Source organism: Halopseudomonas salina, assembly GCF_008641105.1.
Genome location: NZ_VTTI01000003.1, coordinates 381,329 through 406,966, shown reverse-complemented (window position 1 = coordinate 406,966; position 25,638 = coordinate 381,329). Strand labels below are relative to the sequence as shown.

General features: G+C 56.2%; 24 protein-coding genes and 1 other RNA gene. 20 read left to right on the top strand and 5 right to left on the bottom strand.

The window, feature by feature from the left end; translation table 11 throughout:
- Positions 1-244 precede the first annotated feature (244 nt).
- Positions 245-1,564: an MFS transporter gene (locus FZF01_RS07220; RefSeq protein ID WP_150277465.1), complete on the top strand. Its 1,320-nt coding sequence runs from the start codon at positions 245-247 to the stop codon at positions 1,562-1,564.
- A gap of 22 nt (positions 1,565-1,586) precedes the next feature.
- Here the strand turns inward: FZF01_RS07220 and FZF01_RS07215 are convergent, their stop codons facing one another.
- The 4 genes from FZF01_RS07215 to flgA form a co-directional block, all read right to left on the bottom strand.
- Positions 1,587-2,336: a flagellar brake protein gene (locus FZF01_RS07215; protein ID WP_150277464.1), complete on the bottom strand. Its 750-nt coding sequence runs from the start codon at positions 2,334-2,336 to the stop codon at positions 1,587-1,589.
- A gap of 65 nt (positions 2,337-2,401) precedes the next feature.
- Positions 2,402-2,863, bottom strand: coding sequence for a flagella synthesis protein FlgN (locus FZF01_RS07210; protein WP_150277463.1), 462 nt, complete (start codon positions 2,861-2,863; stop codon positions 2,402-2,404).
- A 56-nt stretch (positions 2,864-2,919) separates the two neighbouring features.
- A complete protein-coding gene (gene flgM / locus FZF01_RS07205) occupies positions 2,920-3,231 on the bottom strand; it encodes a flagellar biosynthesis anti-sigma factor FlgM (protein WP_150277462.1) in 312 nt (103 codons plus the stop codon).
- A 142-nt stretch (positions 3,232-3,373) separates the two neighbouring features.
- Positions 3,374-4,084 carry a flagellar basal body P-ring formation chaperone FlgA gene (flgA, locus tag FZF01_RS07200; protein WP_150277461.1) on the bottom strand — a complete coding sequence of 237 codons (711 nt, stop codon included), beginning with the start codon at positions 4,082-4,084 and terminating at the stop codon, positions 3,374-3,376.
- Between the two features lie 118 nt (positions 4,085-4,202).
- Between flgA and FZF01_RS07195 the strand changes: the two genes are divergently transcribed.
- The 13 genes from FZF01_RS07195 (at position 4,203) to flgL (ending at position 17,198) form a co-directional block, all read left to right on the top strand.
- Positions 4,203-5,129, top strand: coding sequence for a chemotaxis protein CheV (locus tag FZF01_RS07195; protein ID WP_150277460.1), 927 nt, complete (start codon positions 4,203-4,205; stop codon positions 5,127-5,129).
- Positions 5,130-5,174: 45 nt separating this feature from the next.
- Entirely contained in the window at positions 5,175-6,002 is an 828-nt protein-coding gene (locus FZF01_RS07190; protein WP_188434294.1) for a CheR family methyltransferase, read from the top strand.
- 222 nt (positions 6,003-6,224) lie between these two features.
- Positions 6,225-6,629, top strand: a complete 405-nt coding sequence (gene flgB / locus FZF01_RS07185) for a flagellar basal body rod protein FlgB (protein WP_150277458.1) — start codon at positions 6,225-6,227, stop codon at positions 6,627-6,629.
- Positions 6,630-6,632: 3 nt separating this feature from the next.
- Positions 6,633-7,076, top strand: a complete 444-nt coding sequence (gene flgC / locus FZF01_RS07180; RefSeq protein ID WP_150277457.1) for a flagellar basal body rod protein FlgC — start codon at positions 6,633-6,635, stop codon at positions 7,074-7,076.
- A 16-nt stretch (positions 7,077-7,092) separates the two neighbouring features.
- On the top strand, positions 7,093-7,779 hold the full coding sequence (flgD, locus tag FZF01_RS07175; RefSeq protein WP_150277456.1) for a flagellar hook assembly protein FlgD: 687 nt from the start codon (positions 7,093-7,095) through the stop codon (positions 7,777-7,779).
- Between the two features lie 35 nt (positions 7,780-7,814).
- A complete protein-coding gene (gene flgE / locus FZF01_RS07170) occupies positions 7,815-9,170 on the top strand; it encodes a flagellar hook protein FlgE (protein WP_150277455.1) in 1,356 nt (451 codons plus the stop codon).
- 202 nt (positions 9,171-9,372) lie between these two features.
- The gene (gene flgF, locus FZF01_RS07165) at positions 9,373-10,113 is read left to right on the top strand and encodes a flagellar basal-body rod protein FlgF (RefSeq protein WP_150277454.1); all 741 of its coding nucleotides are present in this window, start codon (positions 9,373-9,375) and stop codon (positions 10,111-10,113) included.
- A gap of 47 nt (positions 10,114-10,160) precedes the next feature.
- Positions 10,161-10,946: a flagellar basal-body rod protein FlgG gene (gene flgG / locus FZF01_RS07160; RefSeq protein WP_150277453.1), complete on the top strand. Its 786-nt coding sequence runs from the start codon at positions 10,161-10,163 to the stop codon at positions 10,944-10,946.
- 14 nt (positions 10,947-10,960) lie between these two features.
- The gene (gene flgH, locus FZF01_RS07155; protein ID WP_150277452.1) at positions 10,961-11,638 is read left to right on the top strand and encodes a flagellar basal body L-ring protein FlgH; all 678 of its coding nucleotides are present in this window, start codon (positions 10,961-10,963) and stop codon (positions 11,636-11,638) included.
- Positions 11,639-11,649: 11 nt separating this feature from the next.
- Entirely contained in the window at positions 11,650-12,750 is a 1,101-nt protein-coding gene (locus FZF01_RS07150; RefSeq protein ID WP_150277451.1) for a flagellar basal body P-ring protein FlgI, read from the top strand.
- 14 nt (positions 12,751-12,764) lie between these two features.
- A complete protein-coding gene (flgJ, locus tag FZF01_RS07145; protein WP_150277450.1) occupies positions 12,765-13,922 on the top strand; it encodes a flagellar assembly peptidoglycan hydrolase FlgJ in 1,158 nt (385 codons plus the stop codon).
- 2 nt (positions 13,923-13,924) lie between these two features.
- Positions 13,925-15,901: a flagellar hook-associated protein FlgK gene (flgK, locus tag FZF01_RS07140; protein WP_150277449.1), complete on the top strand. Its 1,977-nt coding sequence runs from the start codon at positions 13,925-13,927 to the stop codon at positions 15,899-15,901.
- 13 nt (positions 15,902-15,914) lie between these two features.
- Positions 15,915-17,198, top strand: coding sequence for a flagellar hook-associated protein FlgL (flgL, locus tag FZF01_RS07135; RefSeq protein WP_150277448.1), 1,284 nt, complete (start codon positions 15,915-15,917; stop codon positions 17,196-17,198).
- Between the two features lie 15 nt (positions 17,199-17,213).
- Here flgL and FZF01_RS07130 read toward each other — a convergent pair whose 3' ends face one another.
- Positions 17,214-18,959, bottom strand: a complete 1,746-nt coding sequence (locus FZF01_RS07130; RefSeq protein WP_150277447.1) for a potassium/proton antiporter — start codon at positions 18,957-18,959, stop codon at positions 17,214-17,216.
- A gap of 114 nt (positions 18,960-19,073) precedes the next feature.
- On the opposite strand from FZF01_RS07130, the gene FZF01_RS07125 reads away from it, so the two are divergent.
- The 6 genes from FZF01_RS07125 to dnaX all read left to right on the top strand — a co-directional run bounded on the left by FZF01_RS07125 (position 19,074) and on the right by dnaX (position 25,627).
- The gene (locus FZF01_RS07125) at positions 19,074-19,727 is read left to right on the top strand and encodes a thiopurine S-methyltransferase (protein ID WP_150277446.1); all 654 of its coding nucleotides are present in this window, start codon (positions 19,074-19,076) and stop codon (positions 19,725-19,727) included.
- Between the two features lie 92 nt (positions 19,728-19,819).
- Entirely contained in the window at positions 19,820-20,746 is a 927-nt protein-coding gene (locus tag FZF01_RS07120; RefSeq protein WP_150277445.1) for an AEC family transporter, read from the top strand.
- 217 nt (positions 20,747-20,963) lie between these two features.
- Positions 20,964-21,242, top strand: coding sequence for a hypothetical protein (locus FZF01_RS07115; protein ID WP_150277444.1), 279 nt, complete (start codon positions 20,964-20,966; stop codon positions 21,240-21,242).
- 308 nt (positions 21,243-21,550) lie between these two features.
- Positions 21,551-23,194: a methyl-accepting chemotaxis protein gene (locus FZF01_RS07110; protein WP_223825429.1), complete on the top strand. Its 1,644-nt coding sequence runs from the start codon at positions 21,551-21,553 to the stop codon at positions 23,192-23,194.
- Positions 23,195-23,309: 115 nt separating this feature from the next.
- Positions 23,310-23,406: signal recognition particle sRNA small type (gene ffs / locus FZF01_RS07105), an RNA gene on the top strand.
- A gap of 124 nt (positions 23,407-23,530) precedes the next feature.
- Positions 23,531-25,627 (top strand): DNA polymerase III subunit gamma/tau, encoded by a 2,097-nt coding sequence (gene dnaX / locus FZF01_RS07100; RefSeq protein WP_150277443.1) that lies wholly within the window; start codon positions 23,531-23,533, stop codon positions 25,625-25,627.
- Positions 25,628-25,638 lie beyond the last annotated feature (11 nt).

Here is a 25,638-nt window from a genome sequence, read left to right as displayed (position 1 = left end):
GCACGCTCCGTATACTCCCTTTCAGTGGACTTTTCGGACACACAAGCGTTCATCCTGATGCAGGGATTTTGTGTGAAAGAGCAGTTTGTGGCAATTCCTCAGGCGCCGATGGGAAGCATGCTCGCGAGCTGCTAATATGCGCGCCTGCCTGTCATTGACCAATTCTGCTGGCCTGAATTTCCCTGTTTTTTTTCAGTATTGTCCTAGACTGTCCACTGCACCCTTCAGCCACATCGGAGTTTGAATGCCCAGAAGTATCATGGCCTTTTCCTCGTTGTATTTTGCTACCTTCCTGATGCTTGTCGGTAGTGGTCTACTCGGTACCTACCTGGGCCTGCGTCTGGCTGCCGAAGGGGTCAACGAGATATGGATTGGCCTGCTTATGACTGGTTATTACATTGGTCTGGTTGCTGGCGCGTCCGTAGGTCACCGGTTGATTGCCAAGGTGGGACATATTCGTGCGTTTGTGGCCAGCGCGGGAGTGGTGACTGCCTCTGTACTTGGGCATGCGATGACTGCGGACGTTCAGATCTGGTTCGTTCTCAGGATTGTTGTTGGTGTGGCTATGATGTGCCAGTACATGGTCCTGGAAAGCTGGCTCAACGAACAGGCAGAGCCTCATCAGCGGGGCATGGTGTTCGCCAGCTACATGTCTGTGACCTTTCTGGGCCTGGCAATGGGGCAGGGGATTTTGACGGTGATGCCAGAGCTGGATCTCAGTCATCTGCTGATTGTCTCTATGTGCTTCTCCCTGTGCCTAGTGCCTGTTGCCGTTACCAACAGAATCCACCCTGCGCCTCTGCACCCTGCACCTATGAAGGTACGCGTGTTTTTGAGTCGTATTCCTCTGGCGCTCACCACGGTGGCGGTGTCAGGGTTGTTGCTTGGGTCGTTCTACGGTATGGCACCTGTATTCGCCACGGGTGTTGGGCTGGCGACATCGGAAATCGGTGTTTTTATGGCGGTTACCATTGGCGCGGGCCTGGTCGCACAATGGCCGGCTGGATGGCTTTCCGATCGACTGGACCGGAGCAGGATGATCCAGATCAACGCCATTATCCTGACGGGCGTGGTTCTGATCATCGCGCTGGTGCCCTTACCTCCTTTCGGGTTGCTCGTGATGAGCAGTATGTTTGGCGTCTTGGCATTTACCCTGTATCCAATTGCTGTTGCCTTGGCTAACGACCACATCGATCCGGATGATCGTGTAGCGCTTTCAGCCATGCTATTGGTGACCTTTGGTTTGGGGGCGAGCTTCGGGCCGCTGCTGGGGTCCATACTGATGAAGTTGCTAGGGCCCAATATGCTTTACGTGTTCATGGCACTTTGCACGCTGGTGCTGGTAATGCGGGTCAGGCCCGAACGGGTCACCGGAGAGAATCTGTCGCTGGACGCACCAATTCACTTTCTGCCATCGGGGGGTAACCTTGTAACCTCTTCGTTGTCGGCTGCAATGGATCCACGAGTAGACGAACAACAGGTGGAAGAACAGATGCGCGATGATGTTGCGCCGGGTGCTGGCGCGGACCTTGATGAAGACCAGGACGACCATCGCCCCGGTTAGGGGCTAGTCAGGTAGGGGTCAGCTAGAAAAGATCTTCCTTTTCGAGGCGACGTGCCTCGCGCTGCAGATAGTTCACGAAGCGATCTATCTGGCGTTGCACATTCGCCTGATTCTGACGAAAGGCCAGTCCGACCTGGGTTTCGTTGCTGCCCGAATCGTACTGGGCATGCCGTATCTCGATGCTCAGGTTGAGGCGCCCGCTTTCCGGAAGTTCCAGAGAACAACGCTCAAACAGGTCTCCCGGCGGCAACTGGTGTGTGCAGTCTCCGCTAAAACGGGCCTTGCAGCCTGTTGCGGAGATATCAATGAGGGTGCCATCCAGGGCCACATTGCGCTCTGAGTGACCCAGATGCACCGACAGTTCCATGCTGCGTCGCACGGCAGCCCTGAAGGCCCCACGCTTCTGGTGATAGACCATCTCTTCGGGAAGGGGAGCGCAATAGGTAGGCACTCCATCAAGCATCAACCTTTGCACGCCGGGACAGTGCCAGCGCATGTGTACGCCTTCATGCCAGGCGTCTACTCGAAATGCTTCTCCCGCGGTGGCAAACCGGTCGCCATCGCGGGGCATCATCTCGTCAATCCAGAGGGTCTTGGTGGCATTGTCTATCTGCACAATGAAGCTCTGAAACTTTTGCGGACGGTCAGCGAAGGTAACGCGCAGATGATCACGGTGCTGCTGGATATTTTTCAGCAGCGAGAGAATCTCTACTGGAGAACGGACGTCCCGCGGTGGCTGCGGTCCTGGTTCCTGGTTGAATAAGCTGGACACTGAAGGCTCTCGAGTTCAAAAGGTCAGGCATACTACTACAGTATGCTGGCTATCTGACACGCCGTTCAGGCCTTGGTCAGGTTGCGTTGATTACCGGAACGGCTGGCAACACCTTGACGATCGTATACGCTCTGACTTGCCTCACCCTGATTACGCAGAAGATCAAGTAAGCGGCCAGTGGCCTGTTGATTATGCCGGACCAGTCGCGCGTTGCGCAGGTTGGCTGCCTGGCAGCGTTGCAACGCGTTCTGAAATGCAGAATAGACCTCCAGTAGCGTAGCGGCTCCTGAGGATCTGATGTGTGCTTCGAGCCCATCTCCGGGCGCAATACCAATCTGCGAGCACCAAGTTCGAATAGCGAGGTCATGATGAGCGAGGGCGTCGACCAAGGGGGCTTTGGCAGACAGCAGTTTCTCAAGCTCATCCATGTCACGGTTGATAAGCGCTTGTTGCTCCTGGTCCAGAAGTTCGGCGAAAGCTTCGCAGTCCGGCTGCGCTTGCAAGAACACCTTCTCCAACTGTTCCATCCGCTTTCTCCGCTAATCGCTATACCGGCAAGGAGTCCGGACACGGCTCCGCAGGGTTATTCCAGAGCCAGCAGTCTGTCAGCAATGCGGCCGCTGTCAGCATTATAGCTGCCATCACTGATGGCCTGCCGAATCTGGGCTACACGCTCGCTATCGACCACTGGCAGTTCACGCAGCCGCTCTTCCACTGCTTGTAACTGCTGGGCCTGTGGGCTCAATTTGACCTGTCCATCTTCCGCAGGTGTGTTTTGCGCGTTTCCTTGCGCGGCAGGACGGGTGCCTTCGGCCGCGGCATCACGCTTGCCCATGGTAGCGCCTGTCTGGGCACCCCGATTGGCACTGTTTGATGCGTTGAAGTCAATAACCATTCTGTTTTCCTCAGAACCTGAATGCTTTACTAACACCTGTAACGGCCGATGCAGTCAAAACTTTAGGAAAAATTTATGTGAATCTGGTCACGTTTCTTCGCCGAATTTCACGATCCGATTATAGAGCAAATGAGCAATAACTTCACATTGCGACTTCAACCTGCCCGGGGCCGGTGATTCTGGCCTTGACCACGCGACCGGAGCGCGAATTTCGCACACGTATCTGACTGCCCATATTTCCGTTTTCCAGGGCTTCGCCCGGCATGCGCACCGATACATGGCTGTTGGCAGCACTGATCACCACCTTGTCGCCTCGTTTGACGACCTCCTGCTGCTCCAGCTGATTGGGCGCCAAAACCGTATCGGCCGCCACCTGGCGTCTCAGGCGCAGGCCCGCTACCTGAGCAATGTCGGTCAGATAGGCGTTGTTCAAAAGACCCACGTCACGCTCGAGCAGGGTGATATCCTGCATGGTAATCACGGCATGGCGCGACAGTGGCCGAGTGGTCACAAGAACGGGTTGGTACAGACTCACCTGGGCCGGCACGAAGAGCCGCCAGCGCACCTCACTGTCACAACTGAGTCGCACGGTGACCCGGCCGACAGGTTCGGCCGGGCTTTCCAGTTCGGCATGCAGCGCTCCCTCCGGGCACAACGGCAAGCGTAGCCGGTTGTCCAGGCGATTGACTGTGACCTCGTAGCGGGCGTCCCGTGCACTGCGCTGCAGGTGACTCTCGATTTCTTGCTCAAGAAAAGAGGTGGTCGCGCCGATAAGTTGATCAATCAGTGGATTGGCGGAAACGCCTGCGCAAAAAAATAGCGGCAATACCGCGCACCCTGTGAGAAAACGCATACAATGAACCTTGATGACGAGTGGGTTGGCGCATGTCAAAAAAACGCCGTAACGAGCACTACCCTAACAGCGCAGCAAGATGCATGCCGTTTCATTCAAGATATTTGAGGAGTCGTCCATGGCTGGCGTAATGGATTCGGTAAACCAACGTACCCAGCTGGTCGGTCAGAACCGCCTGGAACTCTTGCTGTTTCGCCTTGCAGGACCGCAGTTGTACGGCATCAATGTTTTCAAGGTGAAGGAGGTGCTGCAGTGTCCCAAGCTCACTATCTTGCCGCGGTTGAATCCGGTCGTGCGGGGGGTCGCGCATATTCGCGGAGGTACCCTGCCCATCATCGACCTCAACAAGGCCACTGGTGGGCCGGGGCTCGATGATTTGAGTACGGCGTTCGTGATCATCACCGAATATAACTACCGTGTTCAGGGCTTTCTGGTGCGTTCAGTCGAACGAATCGTCAATATGAACTGGTCAGAAATACACCCGCCGCCACGGGGCACCGGTCGCGACCATTACCTGACAGCGGTGACCCGCGTCGACGACAAGATGGTCGAGATTATCGATGTCGAGAAGATTCTTGCCGAAGTCGTGCCAACTGTGGAGACCATCACCGCAGGTGTGATCGATGAGGTAACCCATACCGAAGCTCTGGCGCGCAAGGTGCTGATCGTTGATGACTCATCGGTGGCGCGCAAACAGGTCGTCCGATGTCTGCAGGAAGTGGGTGTGGAAGTGGTCGCGCTCAACGATGGACGTCAGGCGCTCAACTGGCTTCGTGACTTGGTCGAAAATGGCCAGGGTGTATCTGATCTGTTGATGATGGTTTCAGACATCGAAATGCCGGAAATGGATGGGTACACGCTGACCGCCGAGGTGCGCGGTGATCCACGTATGGCCGGTTTGCATATCCTGTTGCACACCTCGCTTTCGGGCGTGTTTAATCAGGCAATGGTAAAAAAGGTGGGTGCAGACGATTTCCTCGCCAAGTTCAAGCCGGATGAGCTGGCACAAAGGGTGATTGATCGCCTGCACGCACTGCGTGAGTAGATCGCCGCATGGGGAAGCAATTCAATTGATTACAGGATGGGCTGCGTGACCTCGGCAAACCAAGATTTTCATGTTTTCAGGGAGTTTCTGGAAAAAGCGTGCGGCATTGTGCTGGGCGACAATAAACAGTACCTCGTAGCCAGTAGGCTGAACCGGTTACTCGAGCAGCAGGGCATCAAAAGCCTGGGCGAGCTGGTAACGCGGATTCAGACGCAGCCCCGCAGTGGGCTGCGAGAGTTGGTCGTGGATGCAATGACCACCAACGAGACACTCTGGTTTAGAGATGTCTATCCATTCGACGTGTTGAAAAACCGATTGCTACCCGAATTCGTGAAGGCCAACCCCGGTCAGCGACCGCGAATATGGTCTGCAGCATGCTCGTCAGGACAGGAGCCCTACTCATTGAGCATGGCCATTGATGAGTTTGAGCGCAGCAATCCCGGTCAGCTGCGTGGTGGCTGTCAAATTGTCGCCACCGATCTGTCCGGGGGTATCCTGACCGCCGCAAAATCGGCGGAGTACGACAGTCTTTCAATCGCCCGCGGACTCTCCTCCGAGCGCCTGGCGCGTTATTTCGACCAGGGCAGTCCGGGTCGCTGGACAGTCAAGCAACCGATCCGCAGTCGGGTCGAGTTCCGCGCCATGAATTTGCTAGACAGTTATTCGATGCTGGGCAAGTTCGATATTGTTTTCTGCCGCAACGTGCTTATCTATTTTTCTGCTGATCTCAAGAAAGATATCCTCAAACGCATACACGGGACCCTCAAGCCCGGCGGTTATCTGATGCTTGGTGCGTCCGAGGCGTTGAATGGCCTCCCTGATCTCTATCAGATGGTTCAGTGCAGTCCGGGTATTGTCTACAAGGCAAAATAGCTACAAGCCGCAAGCTTCGGGCCTCCTTGCCGCTGGGTGACCTGCCGTCCAGGGAAGTGCCGTCCAACGGAATGCCGTCCAACGGTAATCCATTGCCGCTCTGAATTGTTCTTCCTTTCAACTCATTGAATATAAAGGGTTTCGTGTTTTGGCACGGAACCTGCTTTGTTATTGCGCAGAGAGAACTGTGTGGCCATTTATTGCCACAAGAGGAATGCGCAAATGACGATCAATTTTGACAATGCTCTGGGTATCCATGAGAAAGCACTGACTTTCCGCGGTCAGCGTGCGGCCGTTCTAGCCAATAATGTCGCCAACTCGGAAACCCCAAATTACAAAGCGCGTGACCTGGATTTCCAGGCGGTGCTGGCTGCTCAGCAGAGTGGAGATGACAAGGGGTTTGCCGCCAGTACCACACATTCCCGGCATATCAATACCGAAAGCCTGCTCGACCAGGCTGCAGGTCTGCGCTTCCGCACGCCCTTGCAGCCATCACTGGACGGCAACACTGTTGACGCTGACGTCGAGCAAAGCGCTTTCGCCAAGAATGCGATCGAACTGCAGGCCAGCTTTACTTTTCTCAACAGCAAATTCAAGGGGCTGATGACAGCCCTGCGCGGAGAATAAGCCATGTCTCTCAATGACGTTTTCAACATCTCCGGCTCCGGTATGAGCGCACAGTCGCTGCGACTGAACACCACGGCCAGTAACATCGCCAATGCTGAAACGGTTTCCAGCAGCACTGGTGAGACCTACAGGGCCAGGCACCCGGTTTTTGCAACCATGTTCAACGAGCAGCAGCAGGGCATGGGCCAATCGCTTTTTGCCTCTCAGGAGCAGGCAGGGCAGGGCGTTGAGGTTCTGGGTGTGGTTGAGTCCGATGCCGAGTTGCAATCACGGTACGAACCTGATCATCCGATGGCGGATGAGCAGGGCTATGTGTTCTATCCGAATGTCAACATTGTCGAAGAAATGGCCAACATGATGGCCGCTTCACGGGCATATCAAACCAACGTAGAAATCATGAACGCAACCAAGACCATGTTGCAGCGCGTTCTCACACTGGGTCAGTGACAGGAGCTTCAAGACAATGAGTATTTCTAGTGCACTGAGTGTAGGTGAAGGCGTTCTGGATCAGTACAAGGTGGACCAGAGCCGTGACGCCAAGGGCGGTGAGCTTGGCAAGAACGAGTTTCTCAAGTTGCTGGTGACTCAGATGAACAATCAGGACCCGCTGTCGCCTCAAGAGAACGGCGAGTTTATTGCTCAATTGGCTCAGTTCAGTACGGTTGAGGGTATTGAAACGCTGAATTCCTCGATGGAGTCGCTGCTTAACGGCTACCAGTCTTCACAGGCCTTGCAGGCTTCTTCTCTGGTAGGTCGCACGGTCATCGTGCCGGCGGATCAGGCCATGGTAGATACCACCAAGGGGATCAAGGGGCAGTTGGCTCTACCCGCGGCCAGCGACAATGTCTACGTCAATGTCACCGATGCCGCGGGTAGCGTGGTTACCCGGTTGAACCTGGGTAGCCAGGCTAGCGGTATGCACGATTTTGTCTGGGACGGCAAGGACAGCAGCGGCAATCTGATGCCGCCCGGTAAGTACAAATTCGAAGCTCAGGCCGCTATCGAAGGTGACAACAAGCAACTCGCCACCCTGCTACCTGCCAACGTGGACAGTGTGTCCCTGGGCAATGGCAAGGGTGGCGAAATGATGCTCAACGTTGCGGGCCTCGGCAGTATCAGTCTTTCAAATATCGTTTCCATTGGTCAGTAACAGTCGTCCGATCTACATCGGCTAGGAGAGTAACCATGTCTTTCAATATCGGTCTGAGTGGTATCCGGGCGGCGTCATCCGATCTGGATATTACCGGTAACAACATCGCGAACGCCGGCACTGTCGGCTTCAAGGGTTCGCGCGCAGAATTTTCTGATGTGTATGCAGCCTCAGTCCTTGGCTCGGGCAGCAATGCCCAGGGCAGCGGTGTATTGCTGGGGAACGTGGCCCAGCAGTTTACCCAGGGCAACATCAACTTTACCGAGAACAGTCTGGATCTTGCTATCAACGGTAATGGCTTCTTTGTCACCAGTAACGACGGTGCGCTCAGCTATACCCGTGCTGGTTACTTCGGTACTGACCGGGACGGTTTTATCTCCAATAACTTCGGTGAGCGTCTGCAAGGCTTCGGCGTTAATCCTGTGACGGGTCAGATCAATCAGGGAGTGCAGACCGATCTGCGTGTGGACACTCGTTCTGCGGATCCCAGAGCAACATCGGTAGTCGATTCTACCCTGAACCTGAATTCAACAAACGTTCGTCCGGCCATCTGGCAGCAGGCTTATGATACGGAAATTGCGGCAGGTGGCACGCCGGCAGATGCGCTTGCGGCCGCGCGTGATACTTTTGATCCGACTAACTCGGCGACCTACAACAGCTCTACTTCGGTGAACATTTTTGACAGTCTGGGTAATGCTCATACACTGACCAAGTACTTTGTGAAAACTGACGGTAATCAGTGGGACATGTTTACCATGATTGATGGGCGCCAGGTTACCAACGATCCTGCCACCAATAACGCTTTGCCCACGGATGCCGCGTTTGCGCCCACACCTACAGAACTGACTTTTAACAGCGTAGGCGAGCTGACCACTCCCCAGCCGCTTGGCAGTATTCAGAACTGGGTCCCTTTGGACAGCGCGGGACGTGAAACCGGTGCTGAATCCCCGGCCTCCTTTGATATAGACCTGGCGGGCAGCACCCAGTTTGCAGCTAGCTTTGCGGTCACCGCTGTAGTCCAGGATGGCTTCACTACTGGGGATCTGGCGGGTCTGGAAATTGACGACGCCGGTTTGTTGGTTGCGCGTTATACCAACGGTCAGACTCGTACCCAGGGCCAGGTAGTGTTGGCCAACTTTGCCAATCAGCAAGGGCTGACGCCGCTGGGAAAAACCGCCTGGGCCCAGTCTTCTGCCTCCGGTGAGCCGGTGGTAGGTGCGCCTGGTACCGGTACGCAAGGCAGTATCCAGTCAGGGGCTCTGGAGCAGTCAAACGTCGACCTGTCGGAGCAATTGATCAACCTGATCATTTCCCAGCGTAACTATCAGGCTAACGCGAAGACGATCCAGACAGCTGATGCGGTTACTCAGACCATCATCAACCTCAGGTAAGTTCCGGCAATATTCCGGCAATGGCAGGGCGGCAATACCGGCGGGTCTATCCCGTTTGTATTGCCGCCCTGTTTTTTATGGTGATTCTATCTGTTTGTTTTATATGCTAAAAGTGCGATAAATCACTTTTTGGCATGAACCGTGCTTTATTTTCCTGTGATAGTAGCAAAGCGGCAATTCCTTGTCGCAACGGGAGTACAGCGTGGACAAATCACTTTTCATCTCCATGACCGGCGCCAGCCAGAATATGCTGGCTCAGCAGGCTCATGCCAACAATCTGGCGAACGTGAGTACCACTGGCTTTCGTCGTGACTTCGAACAGGCGCGGTCGATGCCTGTGTATGGCGAGGCCCATCCCACACGTGCCTATGCAATGACCGAAAGGCCTGGAACCGATTTTGCCTCTGGCAGCATGCAGGAGACCGGGCGCGACCTGGATATTGCCGTAGAAGGGCAGGGATGGATTGCCGTCCAGGCTCCCGACGGTACGGAGGCCTACACCCGTGCAGGCAGCCTGAAAATTGACGCCTTCGGCCTGTTGCGTACCGGTAGTGGTATGCCGGTGCTGGGTAACGCCGGCCCGATCGCGCTGCCTCCGGCTGACAAGGTCGAAATCGGTCAGGATGGCACTATCAGTATTCGTGCAGAAGGTGAGGCCCCCAATGTGTTGGCCGAGGTGGACCGTATCAAACTGGTCAATCCCGACCCGGCCACCATTCGCAAGGGTGAGGATGGCTTGATGCGCGTGGAGAACGAGGCCGAGCAGCCTGCTGACGCGGCAGTGCGTGTTGCGTCCGGTTTTCTGGAAAGCAGCAATGTCAATGCCGTGTCAGAAATGACGGCGATGTTGTCCCTGGCCCGTCAGTTCGAGCTGCACATCAAGATGATGCGCACGGCCGAAGAGAACAGCCAAATCACCAACAAGATTCTGCAGATCAGTTGAACCTGAGCAGCCGCCTCACTCAGTCAGTGACGCGCTAGGAGAAGCATATGCACGCAGCACTTTGGGTAAGCAAGACCGGACTGTCCGCCCAGGACACCATGCTGACCACCATTTCCAACAACCTGGCGAACGTGGCGACTACGGGCTTCAAGCGTGATCGTCCCGAGTTCGAGGATCTGCTGTATCAGATCAAACGCCAGCCGGGCGGCCAGACCACCCAGGACACGCAGCTGCCGTCAGGTTTGCAGTTGGGTACCGGTGTTCGTGTTGCCGGCACGCAGAAGATCTTCACCGAAGGCACGCTGCAGACTACCGAGCAACCCCTGGACCTGGCGATCAATGGCAAAGGTTTTTTTCAGATTCTGATGCCCGACGGCAATATTGGCTACACCCGCGATGGCAGCTTTCACCTGGATGCGGACGGCCAGATTGTGACCTCCAGTGGCTTTCCCCTGGAGCCGGCCATCCAGTTGCCCGACGATGTGCAGTCCTTCACCGTGGGTGAGGATGGCACGGTAAGCATTTCCGTTTTCGGTGATCCGGCAGCCCAGCAGCTGGGCATTCTGCAGACTGCAAACTTCGTCAATCCGGCCGGTCTACAGTCCATCGGCAATAACCTCTTCCTGGAGACCGCCGCCAGCGGTGCCCCCCAGGCAGGTAATCCAGGACAGAACGGTTTGGGTACGGTGCTGCAGAACACCCTGGAAAATTCCAACGTCAGTGTTGTCGAGGAACTGGTCAACATGATCACGACGCAGCGCGCATACGAAATGAACTCCAAGGTGATCTCGACGGCTGACCAGATGCTGCAGTACGTCAGCCAGAACCTTTAATGGGAATGACTAAGATGAAATTCCTGCGTCTTGCACTGGTTGTGCTGATCCTTGGGAGTCTTGCGGCCTGCATGCAGATGCCACCGGCCCCCAATGATCCGTCCTACGCGCCGATCATGCCGCGCACCCCGATACCGACGGAGCTCAACAACGGCGCAATCTATCAGGCCGGCTTCGAGACCAACCTGTATGACGATCGCAAGGCCAACCGGGTGGGTGACATTATTACCATCACGCTGCAGGAGCGCACTGCTGCACGCAAGAGTGCCGATAACGAGATCAGCAAGAACAGCTCGACTCAGATCGCCAATCCCACACTGCTGGGGAATGTGGTCGGCGCCAAGGGCTTGAATCTGGGTGTGGATATTGGCGGAAATCGCACCTTTGCCGGCGACTCGGAGGCGAATCAGACCAACAGTCTGAACGGCTCGATAACCGCGACAATTTTCGAAGTCCTGCCCAACGGCGTGATGCGCGTGCGCGGCGAAAAATGGATTACTTTGAATAACGGCGACGAGCTTATTCGTGTCTCCGGTCTGGTTCGCAGTGAGGATATCGGGCCGGATAACACCGTGCCTTCAACCCGTATTGCCGACGCACGTATCGCCTACTCGGGCACCGGTGCTTTCGCCAATGCAAGTCAGCCAGGTTGGCTCAGCCAGTTCTTCATGAGCCCCATGTGGCCCTTCTAGGAGTAGTGAGTATGCGTAAGCTGCTGATGTGCCTATGTCTTGTGCTTGCTGCCCCCCTGGTCCATGCCGAGCGGTTGAAGGATATCGCCAGCGTGGCCGGGGTACGTACCAACCAGCTGATCGGCTACGGCCTGGTGGTGGGCTTGGTCGGCTCTGGCGATCAGACCAGCCAGACACCCTTTACCGTGCAAACCTTCAACAACATGTTGACTGAGTTTGGTATTACTGTGCCGCCGGGTACGCGCATCCAGACCAAGAACGTCGCAGCAGTGGCGATTCATGCCGAACTACCCCCCTTTGCGCGGCCGGGGCAGACGATCGATATTACCGTCTCGTCGATTGGTAATGCCAAGAGCCTGCGCGGTGGCAGCCTGCTAATGACCCCGCTCAAGGGTATTGATGGCCAGGTCTATGCCATCGCCCAGGGCAATCTGGTAGTTGGCGGCTTTGGCGCCGAGGGTGCCGATGGTTCGCGCATAACCGTCAACGTGCCAAGCGTGGGACGTATTCCTGCCGGGGCTACTGTAGAGCGCGCAGTTACCAGCCCCTTTGCCAGTGGCGATCATCTGGTGTTCAACCTTAATCGCCCGGATTTTACGACCGCCAAGCGAGTGGTGGACCAGATCAACAATACCTTCGGCGCGGGGGTTGCTCAGGCGCAGGATGCCGGTTCTATTACCGTGCGCGCGCCGCTGGATCCAAATCAGCGTGTGGACTACATGTCCATGGTTGAAAATCTGCAGGTGGATCAGGGTAATGCCGCAGCGAAAATCGTGATCAATTCGCGTACCGGCACCATCGTTATTGGCCAGGATGTCCGTGTCCAGCCGGCGGCGGTTACCCATGGCGGTCTGACCGTGACCATCAGTGAGAACATCCAGGTGGATCAGCCAGACGCACCATTTGGCGGCGGCCAGACAGTAGTCACGCCCAGCTCGCAGATCAATATCGAAGAAGGTGACAGTCGCATGTTCGTGTTCAATCCGGGCGTGTCACTGGACGAGATAGTGCGTGCGGTCAATCAGGTCGGCGCTGCCCCAGGCGACCTGATGGCCATTCTTGAAGCCCTGAGACAGGCCGGCGCTTTAAACGCCGAACTTGTCGTTATCTGAGCGAGGACGCGATCATGAACCCCAACGGCATCAGCTATACCGACATCAACTCCATGAGCGAGTTGAAAGCCGGTTCCAAGGCCAATAGCCCGGAGAACATGCAGCGCGTCGCCGAGCAGTTCGAATCCCTGTTCATGAACATGATGGTCAAGAGCATGCGCGATGCCAATCAGGCCTTTGCTGAAGGTAACCCGCTTAACACGCCTCAGACCAAGTTCTATCAGGACATGTACGACAACCAGATGTCCGTTCATCTGTCTGAGAAGCAGGGCCTAGGCCTGGCTGACGTGATGATGCGGCAACTGTCCCCGGAGAAGACCCCTGCAACGTCAGGTACTGCCCTGGAGCGGCCGGTGCTGAAATCTGACTTGTCTGCGGCTGCGCCAGGCGGGAATGGCAATGGCAATCTGCCCGACCATTCTGCCCTGTTGGCCAAGCGTCGGCTGGGCTTTTCCCTGGGTCACGGGGCTACACAGATGGCTCTGGCAGGCAACCCCGGTGGTTCTGCTGCCTCTTCCGCGCCGCTGCAGTCTGAGCCTTCACAGGCCTGGCAGCCGCTGCGTGCAATGCAGGGCGTGGCTCGCAGTCAGCCAACCACCGCTGACGCCATTGCCCAGGCCGCACCTGTGGGTCCGGGTCCCACGCGTTTTGCCAGTTCTGGTGAATTTGTTCAGGCAATGCTGCCCATGGCCGAGAAGGCAGCTGCGCGACTGGGCGTTGATCCGCATTATCTGGTGGCTCAGGCTGCCCTTGAGACCGGCTGGGGCAAGTCGATCATCAAGCAGCCTGATGGCAGTAACAGCCATAACCTTTTCGGTATCAAGGCCCATGGCGGTTGGCAGGGGGAATCGGCGAGCGTGATGACCCATGAGTACCGTGATGGCGTAAAGGGCCAGGAGCGTGCGAGTTTTCGCAGCTATGCTTCCTTCGAGCAGAGCTTTGACGATTACGTGAATTTCCTTGAGGGGAACGGTCGTTACAAGCAGGCGCTGGCGCGTACCGAGAACCCGGATACTTTCTTCCGCGAGCTGCAGCAGGCCGGCTACGCTACCGACCCGCAGTATGCCCGTAAAGTGTCCCAGATAGCCCGGCAGTTACTGAGCGAAACCAGCACTCAGCAGGCCACGCAGGTCGCCCAGGCTGATGCTGACTCCAGCACAGGCAGGGCATAACCATGGCAGATCTTTTTGGTATTGGACTCAGCGGCCTCAAGGCCAGCCAGACCAATTTGTCGGTTACCGGGCAGAATATTTCCAACGTTAACACGCCCGGTTACAGCCGCCAGACTGCTGTTCAAGCCGCGCGCGACCCCAGCTTTACCGGTGCGGGGTACATTGGCAACGGCACCAGTATTGTCGATGTGCAGCGGGTCTATAACGAGTTCCTGAGCAATCAGGTGCGCAGCAGTACCGCGATCAATTCAGAGGTAGGCGCTTTCCAGACGCAGATGGAAGAGCTCAACACCCTCTTGTCGGGAACCGCTACAGGTATCACCCCCGGCTTGCAGAACTTCTTCGATGCACTGCAGACTTCGGTCGAGGATCCAGCAAGCCTGCCTGCTCGTCAGCTATTTTTGTCCGAATCCGAAGGCCTGGCCTCGCGCTTCAATACCGTGCAGACCCGTCTATCGACCCAGACTGAATTCATAGGTCAGCAGATGGGAACGCTTACCGGTCAGGTCAGCCGTCTGTCGGAGTCTATTGCCCAGTACAATGACTCCATCGGCCGCGCCGTAGCAAACGGCTCCGAACCCAATGACCTGTTCGACGCCCGTGATGAAGCGGTGCGTCAACTCAGTGAGCTGATCGGTGTGACGGTAGTGCCGCAGGACAATAACAGCATCAACCTGTTCGTTGGTTCCGGTCAGCCCCTGGTAGTTGGCAAGGAGGCTTCTAGCCTGCAAGTGGTACAAGGGACTGCAGATCCTTCACGCGCGGAGGTGCAGCTGGTCAGCGGGGGATCTGCCCAGGGTATTACCAGCTTGATCAGCGGTGGTCAGCTAGGCGGTCTGATACGGTATCGCCAGGACGTGCTTGATCAGGCATTGAACTCGGTAGGTCGGCTGGCTTTGTCGATTGCCGACGAGGTCAACAGCCAGTTGGGACAAGGCCTGGACGTCAATGGTCAGGCCGGTGGCCAGCTGTTCAAGGATATCAACAGTCCTGATCAGCTTGATTTGCGCAGCCAGGCACGTCCAACCAACAGTGACCCAAATACCAAGCTGAATGTGTTCATTTCTGACACCTCAGAGTTGAGCACTTCGGATTATGAAGTGTTGTTCAGCAGTGCAACGCAATACAGTATCCGGCGGGTAAGCGACAACGCGGTCACCGGGCCTATCGATATTACGGCTGCAACTGCTCCCGAGGTTGATGGTTTTACGATCACGCTACCCACCGGTGGCAGTGTGGCGGCAGGGGACCGCTTCCTGGTCACTCCCACACGCTACGGCTCTGGCGGCATGGAGTCGGTCATGCAGCAACCGGAGGAGCTGGGTTTTGCAGCTCCTGCTAGCGCCGATAGCAGCCTGGCAAATCGGGGTACGGCGAAAATTACTCAGCCGACCCTGGTAGAGGGACCGCAACCGATTGACCCTGCTGTAATGCAGAACTTTCTTCCAATCGAGATGAGCTATGCCCAGGGCAGTAATACACTGACGCTTTCCAGCGCCGCAGGTGTGATAACCCCAACAGCTTTGAGCATTGTCCCGGGGCAGACCAACACCCTGGAATGGGAAGTGGATGGCTACAGTTTCAGCATGAAAATGACCGGCACACCACTGGATGGTGATACCTTCAATATCAATTTCAACGAAGGTAAGTCAGATAACCGTAATGCCCTGGCATTGTCCGAGCTCCAAACCAAGGCCGTTCTGGGGCAGGCGGGAGGTCGCAGTGGTTTTTCCTTTGTTGATGGTTACGGCGACCTGGTTCAACGCGTAGCGACCTTTACCGCACAGGCCCGCTCTGATAGCGATTCAAGTGCGGCTGTACTCAAGCAGGCGACCAATAATCGTGACTCGGTATCGGCGGTCAACCTTGATGAGGAAGCCGCGAATCTGATCAAGTTCGAGCAGTATTACAACGCCTCGGCGCAGGTACTACAGGTTGCAAGATCCTTGTTTGATACTCTGATAAGCAGCATCCGCTGATAGGTGACAGGCCATGCGTATTTCGACAATACAGACCTTCAATAATGGCAATCAGGGTATCCAGGATAACTATGCCAAGGTAACCCGTACCCAGGAGCAGGTCAGCTCGGGAAAGCGTCTGCTGTCGCCAGCCGATGATCCGGTAGCCACCGTACGCCTGTTGCAGCTTGACCAGGAGGCCGGTCGTCTCGAACAGTTCAAATCGAATATGAGCGCCGCGACCAACAGCCTGAATCAGGAGGAGGCCACACTCAATTCGGTGACCAATATTCTGCAGCGGGTGCGCGAAATCACCCTGCAGGCGGGTAATGGTGCACTGGATGCGTCTGACCGCCAGGCCCTTGCCCAGGAGCTGACCGAACGTGAAGAGGAGCTGTTTGGTCTGTTCAATAGTCGCAACGCCCGCGGTGAGTACCTGTTTGGCGGCTTTCAAAGCCAAACCCCACCCTTCGTACGGGAGCCCAACGGCACTTACACCTACGAGGGGGACCAGGGACAGCGTTCAATTCAGATCGCAGGCTCTAAGCAATTGGCGATCAACGATAACGGCAAGGATCTGTTCGTTGACGTGGGCAACGTCAATCGCGTTGTGACTGAAAGAACATTGCCTGCGGACCCTGCGGTGCCTTTTCCGCGCATCTCGCTTGGCGTGGTAGAAGACAAGACAACTTACGATACCAAATTCTATCCGAATAACACCCTGTCCATTTCTATAGGGCCTGGCAATACTTACACCATTACGGGTGATGCTCCGGTGCCTGGGCCTGGTGATCCCGGCTATCCTTCAGCAGTGCCGGTATCCGGCACATTTGAGCCGAATGAAGAAAATAATCTGCAGATACGTATTGCTGGTGTGGTCGTTAATCTCGACGGCGCGTTGCAGGATGGGGATACCTTCACCATCAAACCCGGTGACACCGACGATACAGGCGAGAAGCGCAGCATCCTGCAGAATATCGCCTTCCTGCGCGAAACCCTGGAGGACCCGGGCAACTCGCCCGAAGACAAACTGCTACGCCGCGACAAGCTGGCAATCAGCCTGGAGAACGTCGATAACGCAATGAACAGCGTACTCAGTGTGCAGACCAGCATCGGTGCCCGGCTCAACGTTATAGAATCCACTGGCAACGAGAATGCCGAGGTATCTCTGATCAATACCAAGGTGCAGGCGGAGCTGTCGGAGCTGGATTACGCAGAAGCACTCAGCCGTCTCAGTCTGGAGTCGGTGGTATTACAGGCCGCCCAGCAAAGCTATGTAAAAATCAGTGGCTTGAGTCTGTTCAACCTGCTGCGCTGAATATGGGATTGGTGCCTAGAATCCCAAGGGGATTCGTGGCTTGTCGCCATCCAGCTTGAGGCCTACCTTGAGTATGGTGTCGTTGTCCACGGCAGCCACTACCCACGTATGACCTTCCCATTCCAGTTTGTCGCCTACCACGGGATGGCCCCCAAAGCGCTTGCCCAGAAAGACCGCAAGGGTAATGTCGCGGAGAGACTCGGGCACCGCGAATCCGTAGAAGCGGCCTACCGCACCCAGTTCGGCATCGCCCTCAAGAATAAAGTCGCCAAAGAAGCGCCGGGTTTCCAGGTAACTGGCGGCATGGGGTTTGCTGAATAACTTCGAAAGGGCAGGTAGGTCTCTCTGCCTGCCGATAATGCACAACACATCGTTCAGCGCGAGGGTAGTACTGCCGCGCGGATGCAATAGCTCGCTCCCGCGAAATACCGCCGCTATGCGGGAGTTGTTGGGCATGGCCAGTTCGCGCAGGCTGACGCCGACACACCAGTTGGCATTTTCCAGCTGGTAGATCATGACCTCATAAGCGCCATCCACTGCCACATCGAGACTCGTTCGCTGTAAGGGCTCTGGCTGAGGGGGGATTTCCACTTTGCAGAGGCGGGCCGCCAATGGCAGGCTGGAGCCTTGTAGCAGAAGTGATACCAGAACGACCACGAAGGCCACGTTGAACAGCAACTGCGCCTGCTCGAGCCCCGCAAGCAGGGGGAAGATTGCCAGAATGATGGGTACCGCTCCGCGCAGGCCGACCCAGGAGATGAATAATCGCTCGCGCCAGGAGAACACAAAGGGTGCCAGGCATATCAGCACCGCAAGCGGCCGGGCAATGAATATCAGAAAGAGGGCGATTCCAATGGCGGGCCCGGCGATAGGCATCATCTCGCTGGGTGTGACGAGCAGGCCGAGCATCAAAAACATGCCGATCTGACTAAGCCACGCCATTCCGTCCTGCACGTGGAGAATATTCTGCAGGTTGTGCACCCGGCGATTTCCAAGAACCACGCCGGTCAGGTAAATCGCCAGGAATCCGCTGCCCCCGATAGTATTGGCAAATGCAAACACCAGAATCGCGCCACTGGTGATCAAAAGCGGATAAAGACCGGTTGCCAATTTGACCCGATTTACCAGGCTTGCCAGCAGCACGCCCCCTGCCAGACCGCAAATGCCGCCGATACCAAATTGCTGGATGAAAACGCCAAGAAATTCCCAACTGACGCTTTGCTCCCCGGAAGCGAGTATTTCCACCAGGGTAATCGTCAGAAAGATCGCCATGGGGTCGTTGGAGCCGGATTCGATTTCCAGGGTGGCACCTACCCGTTGCTTCAGGTTGAGTCCCTTGCCTTGAAGCAGGGAAAACACCGCAGCGGCATCGGTTGAGCCGACAATGGCGCCAAGAAGCATTCCCTGGAGCCAGTGAATATCAAGTAACCAGGCTGTTACCATACCGGTCAGACCCGCACATACCACGACGCCTAGACTAGCCATCGATACCGCAGGCCAGAGTCCGACACGAAAGTTCTCGACCCGGGTTCGCATTCCGCCATCGAGCAGAATAATCGCTAATGCCAGACTGCCAATCATGAAGGCAGTACCGGTGTTATCGAAAGCGATCCCCCCGAACCCATCTTCTCCTGCAAGCATTCCGATGATCAGGAATATCAGCAGCAAAGGTATCCCCAGTCTTGAGGACAGGGAGCTGGCAAGGATGCTAGCGCATAACAGCAAGGCGCCAATCAGAAAAAGCGTGTTGATATAGTCCATGCGGCAGAGCAACTCATTCAGGTATCGTATCCGTCTTCACTATATAGGCTGATGCCGTTTGTGGGTGGAGGATTTGCTGTAATCTCAGTCAATTGCGAGCGGGGGGAAGGTGTGATGGATGCGGAATTCTGGCGAGAACGCTGGCAGCTCGGAGAAATCGGATTTCATAAGTCGCGGGCGAATCCATTGATGATGCGCTGGTGGCCCATGCTGAATCTGAGTCAGGGAGCGAGTGTACTGGTCCCGCTGTGCGGGAAAAGCCTCGACATGCTGTGGTTGCGCGACCAGGGTTTGGCGGTGGTTGGCGCCGAATTATCGCGGTTGGCCCTGGATAGCTTTATTGCGGAACACCAGCTCCCATGTGAATGGCTTGTGTGCGATGGCTTTGATGTGGCCAAAGGCGATGGGCTGACGCTTTATTGTGGCGATTTTTTTGCACTTGGGGTCGAGCAACTCCACAGCGTGAGTGCGGTATATGACCGTGCGGCCCTCATTGCCTTACCGCCACCGATGCGCCAGCGTTACGTTGCGCACCTGCGCGAATACCTCGAAGGTGGCTGGAAGATGCTGCTGATCACGCTTGACTATTGCCAGTCAGAACGCGCCGGTCCGCCGTTCAGCGTGCCGGATGCGGAGGTCAGGACGCTTTTTTCCGGTTGCTCGGTGTCGGTTCTGCATGAGGTCGACGTGCTCGGCGATCATCCTGTATTTCGCGACCAGGGCTTGACCAGCCTGATCGAGCGGGTCTACCTCATCGAAGAAAAGTGACCCGATGGCCACGGTGAGCGGCTCCTGCGGGCCGCTATCACGGGCGCTCGGGAGATTGGTAATATCAGGTCTGTTTCCTGCCCGGAGTTATCATGGCGGCCGCCCTTGCCTTGTTGTTCAAGCTTTTTCCGCTTTACATAACCGTTGGGCTTGGCTGGCTTGCAGGCCGGTTTCTCCAGGCGAGTGGTAGCCACATTGCCGGGATCATGCTGTACATTGTCACACCGTCGGTCGTGTTTTCGGGCGTGATGAATGCGCCTTTGTCAGCCAGCGTCATCATGCTTCCATTCCTGGTGTTCGGCTTTTGTACCTTCCTTGGCGTGGCTCATCTAATCGTCGCCCGTGGCTGGCTGAATAATGCCAGTGCCAACCTCATTCCACTGTCGGTGGGTACCGGTAACACAGGGTACTTTGGCATCCCCGTCGCGTTGTTGATATTCGGCGAGGAGGGTCTGGGTATCTATATAGTGTGTCTGCTGGGCACAACGCTGTATGAGAACTCAGTAGGCTTCTACCTGGCAGCGCGCGGACGTTTTGGTATTCGTGACTGTCTGCTGAAGGTCGCGCGTCTGCCTTCCATTTACGCCTTCTGTCTTGCCGTGATGCTGAATCTTGCTGACCTGAGTATTCCAGGGGTACTTGTACCCCTGTTCGATAATCTCCGGGGCGCCTACAGCATCCTTGGCATGATGATTATTGGTATGAGTATTCTGAGTTTTCGGGGTCTGGCAGGCGATTTGCGTTTTACCGCCCTGGCATTTTTTGGCAAATTCATTTCCTGGCCTCTGCTGGCTCTGGGGTTCTGGGGTATCGATAGCCTGTGGCTGCACATTTACGACGCTGCTGTGTACAAGGCGGTGTTTCTTATCTCCATCACACCGATTGCCGCCAATACGGTGGTAATAGCTACTCTGCTCGATACCGAGCCCCAGCAGGTGGCAGGAACGACGCTCTTGAGTACTGTATTTGCGCTGATCTACATACCCGTAATGGTCTCCCTTGTAATGTCATCGCTATGACAGCATTTTGCCTCCATGCATCCTGCCTGACAAAAATTGACCAGGTCATGCAAAATGCAATGAGGATCGGGATCGAAAAATTGTAAAATATTGATTTTATTGAATTTAAATATATTTAATTACTGGCATGACCTCTGCAACTCTCCCTGTATAGGCGATAGCGTCGCCATCAGCACTAGAGCTCATCACTCTGATTGATATTGGGAGGAATTTCAGAATGAAAGGTCGAGACGTTGCTTTTTTCGTCAGTATCCAGGGGATGCTGCTCGGTGCGGCATTCCTGCTCTCTACGGGTGAGGCGGACATTAATACCTCTGCACGCCAGGCGCCCCAGCAGGTCGAGATGCGCAGTTGGGTCGACGACAATCCCAGCTCTCGGGCAGTTGCGCGGCAAATGAACATGCGCACAACAGCGACTATCGAAAAGCCAGGAGAACCTGATGCTGTCGCGGTGGCGCTGGAGCGTGCAAGTCAACAACGCAGTTGGGTATTTTAGCAATTCCGGCTGGTTGTTCGCTCGTCGTGTATAGGCGACCTCGCATTACCCGTAAAGTTCATAATGATCCTGGTGCCCTGTGGTGTTCTACGCATGCAGAATGCACGACGGGGCGGCTTCCCCCTCATCTGGATTGTTCAGGCGCGGGGCGGGCTGAGACATAATTCAGCATGCACAGTCGCAAAATTTCCTCATGTTGTTCGATAAACGGCCGATATGGCAGCTAATATGTCAGTAAGAACTTCTTTCTGACAAAAAGGCGCCTTTTGCGATCGAGCCAAGGCCGCGAACCATATGAGGAAACAATAATGGCTTCTTTTCGTAATCTGGGTTTCCGCTGGAAGTTAACTCTTCCAATGGTACTGCTGGCCGGCCTTTTCTGTTTGCTGGGCGCCGTAGCCTTTATCGGCACCAATGATTTGTCCTCGCGCATGGAGCGTTTCTCCAGCGGCTTGTTGCCTCAGGCAACCAATCTCCTTGAAGCTGATCGGGACATGTACCAAGCGCTGGTTGCCGAGCGGTCACTTGTGCAGGGGGTGGCGCGCGTGGAGCGCGATAAGCTCGTGTCCGAACACGCAGATAACCTGCAGCAGGCGCTGGATCGGGTCAAGGTATCCACCTCGCTGGCGGTTTCTCCAGAGAGTAAGGCCTTGGGCCAGCAGTTTGTGCAGGTTTTCGGCGACTGGAAACGGGTCAGCCTGGAAGTGGTACGGCTGTCGCAGAGCGAAGCATTCCAGGACAAGGGCGAAGCTAATCAGCTCAGTTATGGTCAGTCTGCCGAGTTGTTTGGCCGGGCCCGCGATCTGATCGATCAGATGACTCAAGTTGTGGACGCCGAGGCTGCCACTGAATTAACGGACGCAGCAAGCTTTACGGCAGCCAATGCACGCAATCTGGCTCTGGTAGTCATTCTCGGACTCGTTATCTGTGTGCTGACCATTGCCTTTTTACCTGGTCTGATCGTCCGCCCGATCCAGGACATCCTTGCTCGTATCCGGGATATTGCCGGCGGTGGTGGCGATCTGACCAAGCGAGTTGAGGTCAGCTCGGCCGATGAAGTGGGGCAGCTTGGTGCGAGCTTCAATGAGTTCCTCGGTCAATTGCAGATGCTCATTCGCGAAGTTGCTGAATCGACACTCCTGGTGGCTTCAGCGTCAGAGCAGATGAGCGCCATAGCCGCCAACCAGGATCAGTTGGTGACAGACCAGCACCTGGCTATCGATCAGGTGAGTACAGCGGCAACCGAAATGACCGCAGCTATTCATGAAGTGGCTGATAACGCACACAGTACGGCCGAAGCTGCGCGTCAGGCGGACCAGCAGGGGAAAGCGACATCCGAAGTTGTTGGCCAGACCATGAATGCCCTGCGGCGCTTGGCCAAGGATGTGGCGGAAGCGGCAGGCGTCATAAACCGGCTTGAGCAGGACAGTGACAAGATAGGTGGCGTGCTGAGTGTCATTCAGGCGATTGCCGAGCAAACCAATTTGCTGGCACTTAACGCAGCAATCGAAGCTGCTCGTGCCGGCGAGCAAGGTCGAGGCTTTGCCGTGGTAGCCGACGAGGTGAGGACCCTGGCCGCGCGCACACAGGACTCCACCCGGGACATTCAGGAGATGATCCAGAGCCTGCAAGCTGGTAGTTCGCAGGCAGTGACTGTCATGCAGCGGGGTGCCACGCTGGCTGCAGAAAGTGTCGAGCAGGCAGAAGGCGCAGAGAGGTCGCTTAGCGAGACGGCACAGTCAGTGGTGCGAATCAACGACATGGCCGCACAGATCGCTTCGGCCTGTGAGGAACAGACTCAGACCACTGAAGAAATTGCCCGTAATATCAGTGGGATCCGGGATCTTTCTGATCAGGCGGCACAAAATTCCAGCGAGAGCCGTCAAGCCAGTGAGTCCATGGCGAGGCTTGCGGCCGGCTTGCAGCAACAGGTAGGGCGTTTCAGAACCTGAAATGGTACCTGGTCCGAAAAAAAGGCGTTGTGAGGCGCCCAACAATGGGTTGTAAGTTGTTGGCAAGCCGTTACAATAGCGCGGCCTGTCCAGTACAGGTTCGTTATGGTGACCCTGCCGGTCCCCTCGCAATGATTCGCCGTTAACCTGGTCAGGCCCGGAAGGGAGCAGCCACAGCGGTTACATCGTGTGCCGGGGTGTGGCTGGTAGGGTCGCCACCCATGACGACCTACCCTATTCAGTAACACCAAGCCTCACCGCATATCTCGCAAAGTCAGCCTGCTTTGGTTACAGTACCCGCTTGTCTTTCAGATCCTACCGGACAGCACACATCCAATGAGTTATCAGGTACTTGCCCGCAAATGGCGTCCGCGCCTGTTCCGTGAAATGGTCGGCCAGACCCACGTGCTCCAGGCGTTGATTAATGCGCTCGACCACGACCGGCTGCACCATGCCTACCTCTTCACTGGCACCCGGGGGGTAGGAAAAACGACGATCGCGCGTATTCTGGCCAAATGCCTGAACTGTGAGACCGGAGTTAGCTCCGAACCCTGCGGAATCTGTTCGGCCTGCCGGGAGATAGATGAGGGACGCTTTGTCGATCTGATTGAAGTGGACGCGGCCAGTCGCACCAAGGTCGAAGATACCCGCGAGCTTCTGGATAACGTGCAGTACGCGCCGTCACGGGGCCGGTACAAGGTCTATCTGATCGACGAAGTGCACATGCTTTCCAGTCACAGTTTCAATGCGCTGCTGAAAACCCTGGAGGAGCCCCCGGAACACGTCAAGTTTCTACTCGCGACCACTGACCCGCAAAAATTGCCTGTCACCATCCTCTCGCGCTGCCTGCAATTCTCGTTGAAAAATATGCAGCCCGAAAAAATCGTTGATCACCTGCGTCACGTTCTTGGTGAAGAGCTGATCCGCTTTGACGAAGAATCCTTGTGGTTGCTCGGGCGGGCGGCCGACGGCTCCATGCGTGATGCATTGAGCCTGACTGATCAGGCAATTGCGTTTGGCAATGGCGCATTACAGGTCAGTGACGTACGCAGCATGCTCGGGACCATTGATCACGGTCAGGTATTTGGCTTGCTTGATGCGCTGGCTGCGGGCGACGCTCAGGCCTTGTTGATTGCTGTGGGCGAGTTGGCGGAGCAGGGTGCCGATTTTTCTGGCGTGTTGAGTGAGCTGCTGTCGGTCTTGCAACGCGTGGCTATTGCTCAGGTGCTACCACAGGCGGTGGATAACAGTCTGGGTGACCAGGAGAGGGTGATTGACCTTGCCGGTAGGGTGAGTGCCGAGGACGTGCAGTTGTTTTACCAACTGGGTTTGCATGGTCGCCGGGATCTGCCCCTGGCCCCCGAACCGCGCGGCGGCTTCGAGATGGCCATGCTTCGGATGCTTGCCTTCAGGCCCGGCAGCGTTGAACAGGACGCCGTAGTCGCTTCACCTGAAGCTCCGCCGGGAAAGCCGGCGGGACTCAGCCAGGCCACGGCTGAATCCGGGACTCCCAGGCCAACTTCGGAAGCCACCCCACAGGAAGGTGTTTCTTCAGAAGCTGGAATGGCTGTGAGCAGCTCGGTGGATCTTGCATCCGAGGCAGTCGTGCTGCAAAGGTCAGATGCCCAGCCCGCTGGGCGGCCAGCCCCGGAGCACGGGGCGTCTTCAGCGGTCTCCAATGACCTTGGCTCGAATGTGGCTGCTGCGCCTTCCGATCACGCTTCAGGGTCCGAACTGCCATCAACTGATGTGTCCGACGTTAGCAATGATTCCTGGCGTCAGCCCAGTTCCGGCCAGCCCATGAAAACCTCCACGCCCGTTAAGCCACCCCAAGACGAGCCCCCTGCGGAATGGTTGCAGGCCACGGCTGTGACTGATCGTGATTCTGATGACCGCGATGACGAAGAGGAAGACAGCCTCGAACTGAGTCAATACCCCGGTGACTGGCAATCCGCTGAAGCGGTAGTTGCAGCGACTACAGTCGAAGCAGACAATCTGGATGCCAGCTCAGCAGCCGGTGATCTACCGCCGGCCACCGGACTGGCCGCCCAATGGTTGGACATATTTTTGCAGTTGGGACTCAGCGGCCTGACGCAAAGTATTGCGGCCCATTGCCAGCTCGTGGATCGTAGTGACAGTGTTTGGTTACTGCATCTGGATCCCGGTCACAGCGCCCTCTATAACGAGAATCATCGCTTGCGTCTGCAGCAGGCGTTGGTGGAGCATATTGGTGTGCCGGTGGATCTGGAGGTGCGCGTTGCTGCTCCCGACCAGGAGACTCCTGCCGTGGCTGCAGCCCGCCGCAAGCGCAAGCGCCAAGAGCAGGCGGAGGCGAGCATTCAGCAGGATCCGCTGGTGTTGGGTCTCATGCGCGAATTTGCGGCACAGATCTGTGAAGGTAGTATCCGCCCCATTGATACGACGACCCATTGAATGAGGATAAC

Bases quoted from the DNA above. Each gene is read 5' to 3' on its own strand.
- flgC (WP_150277457.1), top strand. From the start codon at position 6,633: ATGTCTCTCAATGACGTTTTCAACATCTCCGGCTCCGGTATGAGCGCA.
- FZF01_RS07120 (WP_150277445.1), top strand. From the start codon at position 19,820: ATGGCGGCCGCCCTTGCCTTGTTGTTCAAGCTTTTTCCGCTTTACATA.
- FZF01_RS07125 (WP_150277446.1), top strand. From the start codon at position 19,074: ATGGATGCGGAATTCTGGCGAGAACGCTGGCAGCTCGGAGAAATCGGA.
- flgE (WP_150277455.1), top strand. From the start codon at position 7,815: ATGTCTTTCAATATCGGTCTGAGTGGTATCCGGGCGGCGTCATCCGAT.
- flgK (WP_150277449.1), top strand. From the start codon at position 13,925: ATGGCAGATCTTTTTGGTATTGGACTCAGCGGCCTCAAGGCCAGCCAG.
- flgD (WP_150277456.1), top strand. From the start codon at position 7,093: ATGAGTATTTCTAGTGCACTGAGTGTAGGTGAAGGCGTTCTGGATCAG.
- flgA (WP_150277461.1), bottom strand. From the start codon at position 4,084: ATGCGTTTTCTCACAGGGTGCGCGGTATTGCCGCTATTTTTTTGCGCA.
- flgB (WP_150277458.1), top strand. From the start codon at position 6,225: ATGACGATCAATTTTGACAATGCTCTGGGTATCCATGAGAAAGCACTG.
- dnaX (WP_150277443.1), top strand. From the start codon at position 23,531: ATGAGTTATCAGGTACTTGCCCGCAAATGGCGTCCGCGCCTGTTCCGT.
- FZF01_RS07220 (WP_150277465.1), top strand. From the start codon at position 245: ATGCCCAGAAGTATCATGGCCTTTTCCTCGTTGTATTTTGCTACCTTC.
- flgM (WP_150277462.1), bottom strand. From the start codon at position 3,231: ATGGTTATTGACTTCAACGCATCAAACAGTGCCAATCGGGGTGCCCAG.
- FZF01_RS07110 (WP_223825429.1), top strand. From the start codon at position 21,551: ATGGCTTCTTTTCGTAATCTGGGTTTCCGCTGGAAGTTAACTCTTCCA.
- FZF01_RS07210 (WP_150277463.1), bottom strand. From the start codon at position 2,863: ATGGAACAGTTGGAGAAGGTGTTCTTGCAAGCGCAGCCGGACTGCGAA.
- FZF01_RS07150 (WP_150277451.1), top strand. From the start codon at position 11,650: ATGCGTAAGCTGCTGATGTGCCTATGTCTTGTGCTTGCTGCCCCCCTG.
- flgL (WP_150277448.1), top strand. From the start codon at position 15,915: ATGCGTATTTCGACAATACAGACCTTCAATAATGGCAATCAGGGTATC.
- flgH (WP_150277452.1), top strand. From the start codon at position 10,961: ATGAAATTCCTGCGTCTTGCACTGGTTGTGCTGATCCTTGGGAGTCTT.
- flgG (WP_150277453.1), top strand. From the start codon at position 10,161: ATGCACGCAGCACTTTGGGTAAGCAAGACCGGACTGTCCGCCCAGGAC.
- FZF01_RS07195 (WP_150277460.1), top strand. From the start codon at position 4,203: ATGGCTGGCGTAATGGATTCGGTAAACCAACGTACCCAGCTGGTCGGT.
- FZF01_RS07130 (WP_150277447.1), bottom strand. From the start codon at position 18,959: ATGGACTATATCAACACGCTTTTTCTGATTGGCGCCTTGCTGTTATGC.
- FZF01_RS07115 (WP_150277444.1), top strand. From the start codon at position 20,964: ATGAAAGGTCGAGACGTTGCTTTTTTCGTCAGTATCCAGGGGATGCTG.
- flgJ (WP_150277450.1), top strand. From the start codon at position 12,765: ATGAACCCCAACGGCATCAGCTATACCGACATCAACTCCATGAGCGAG.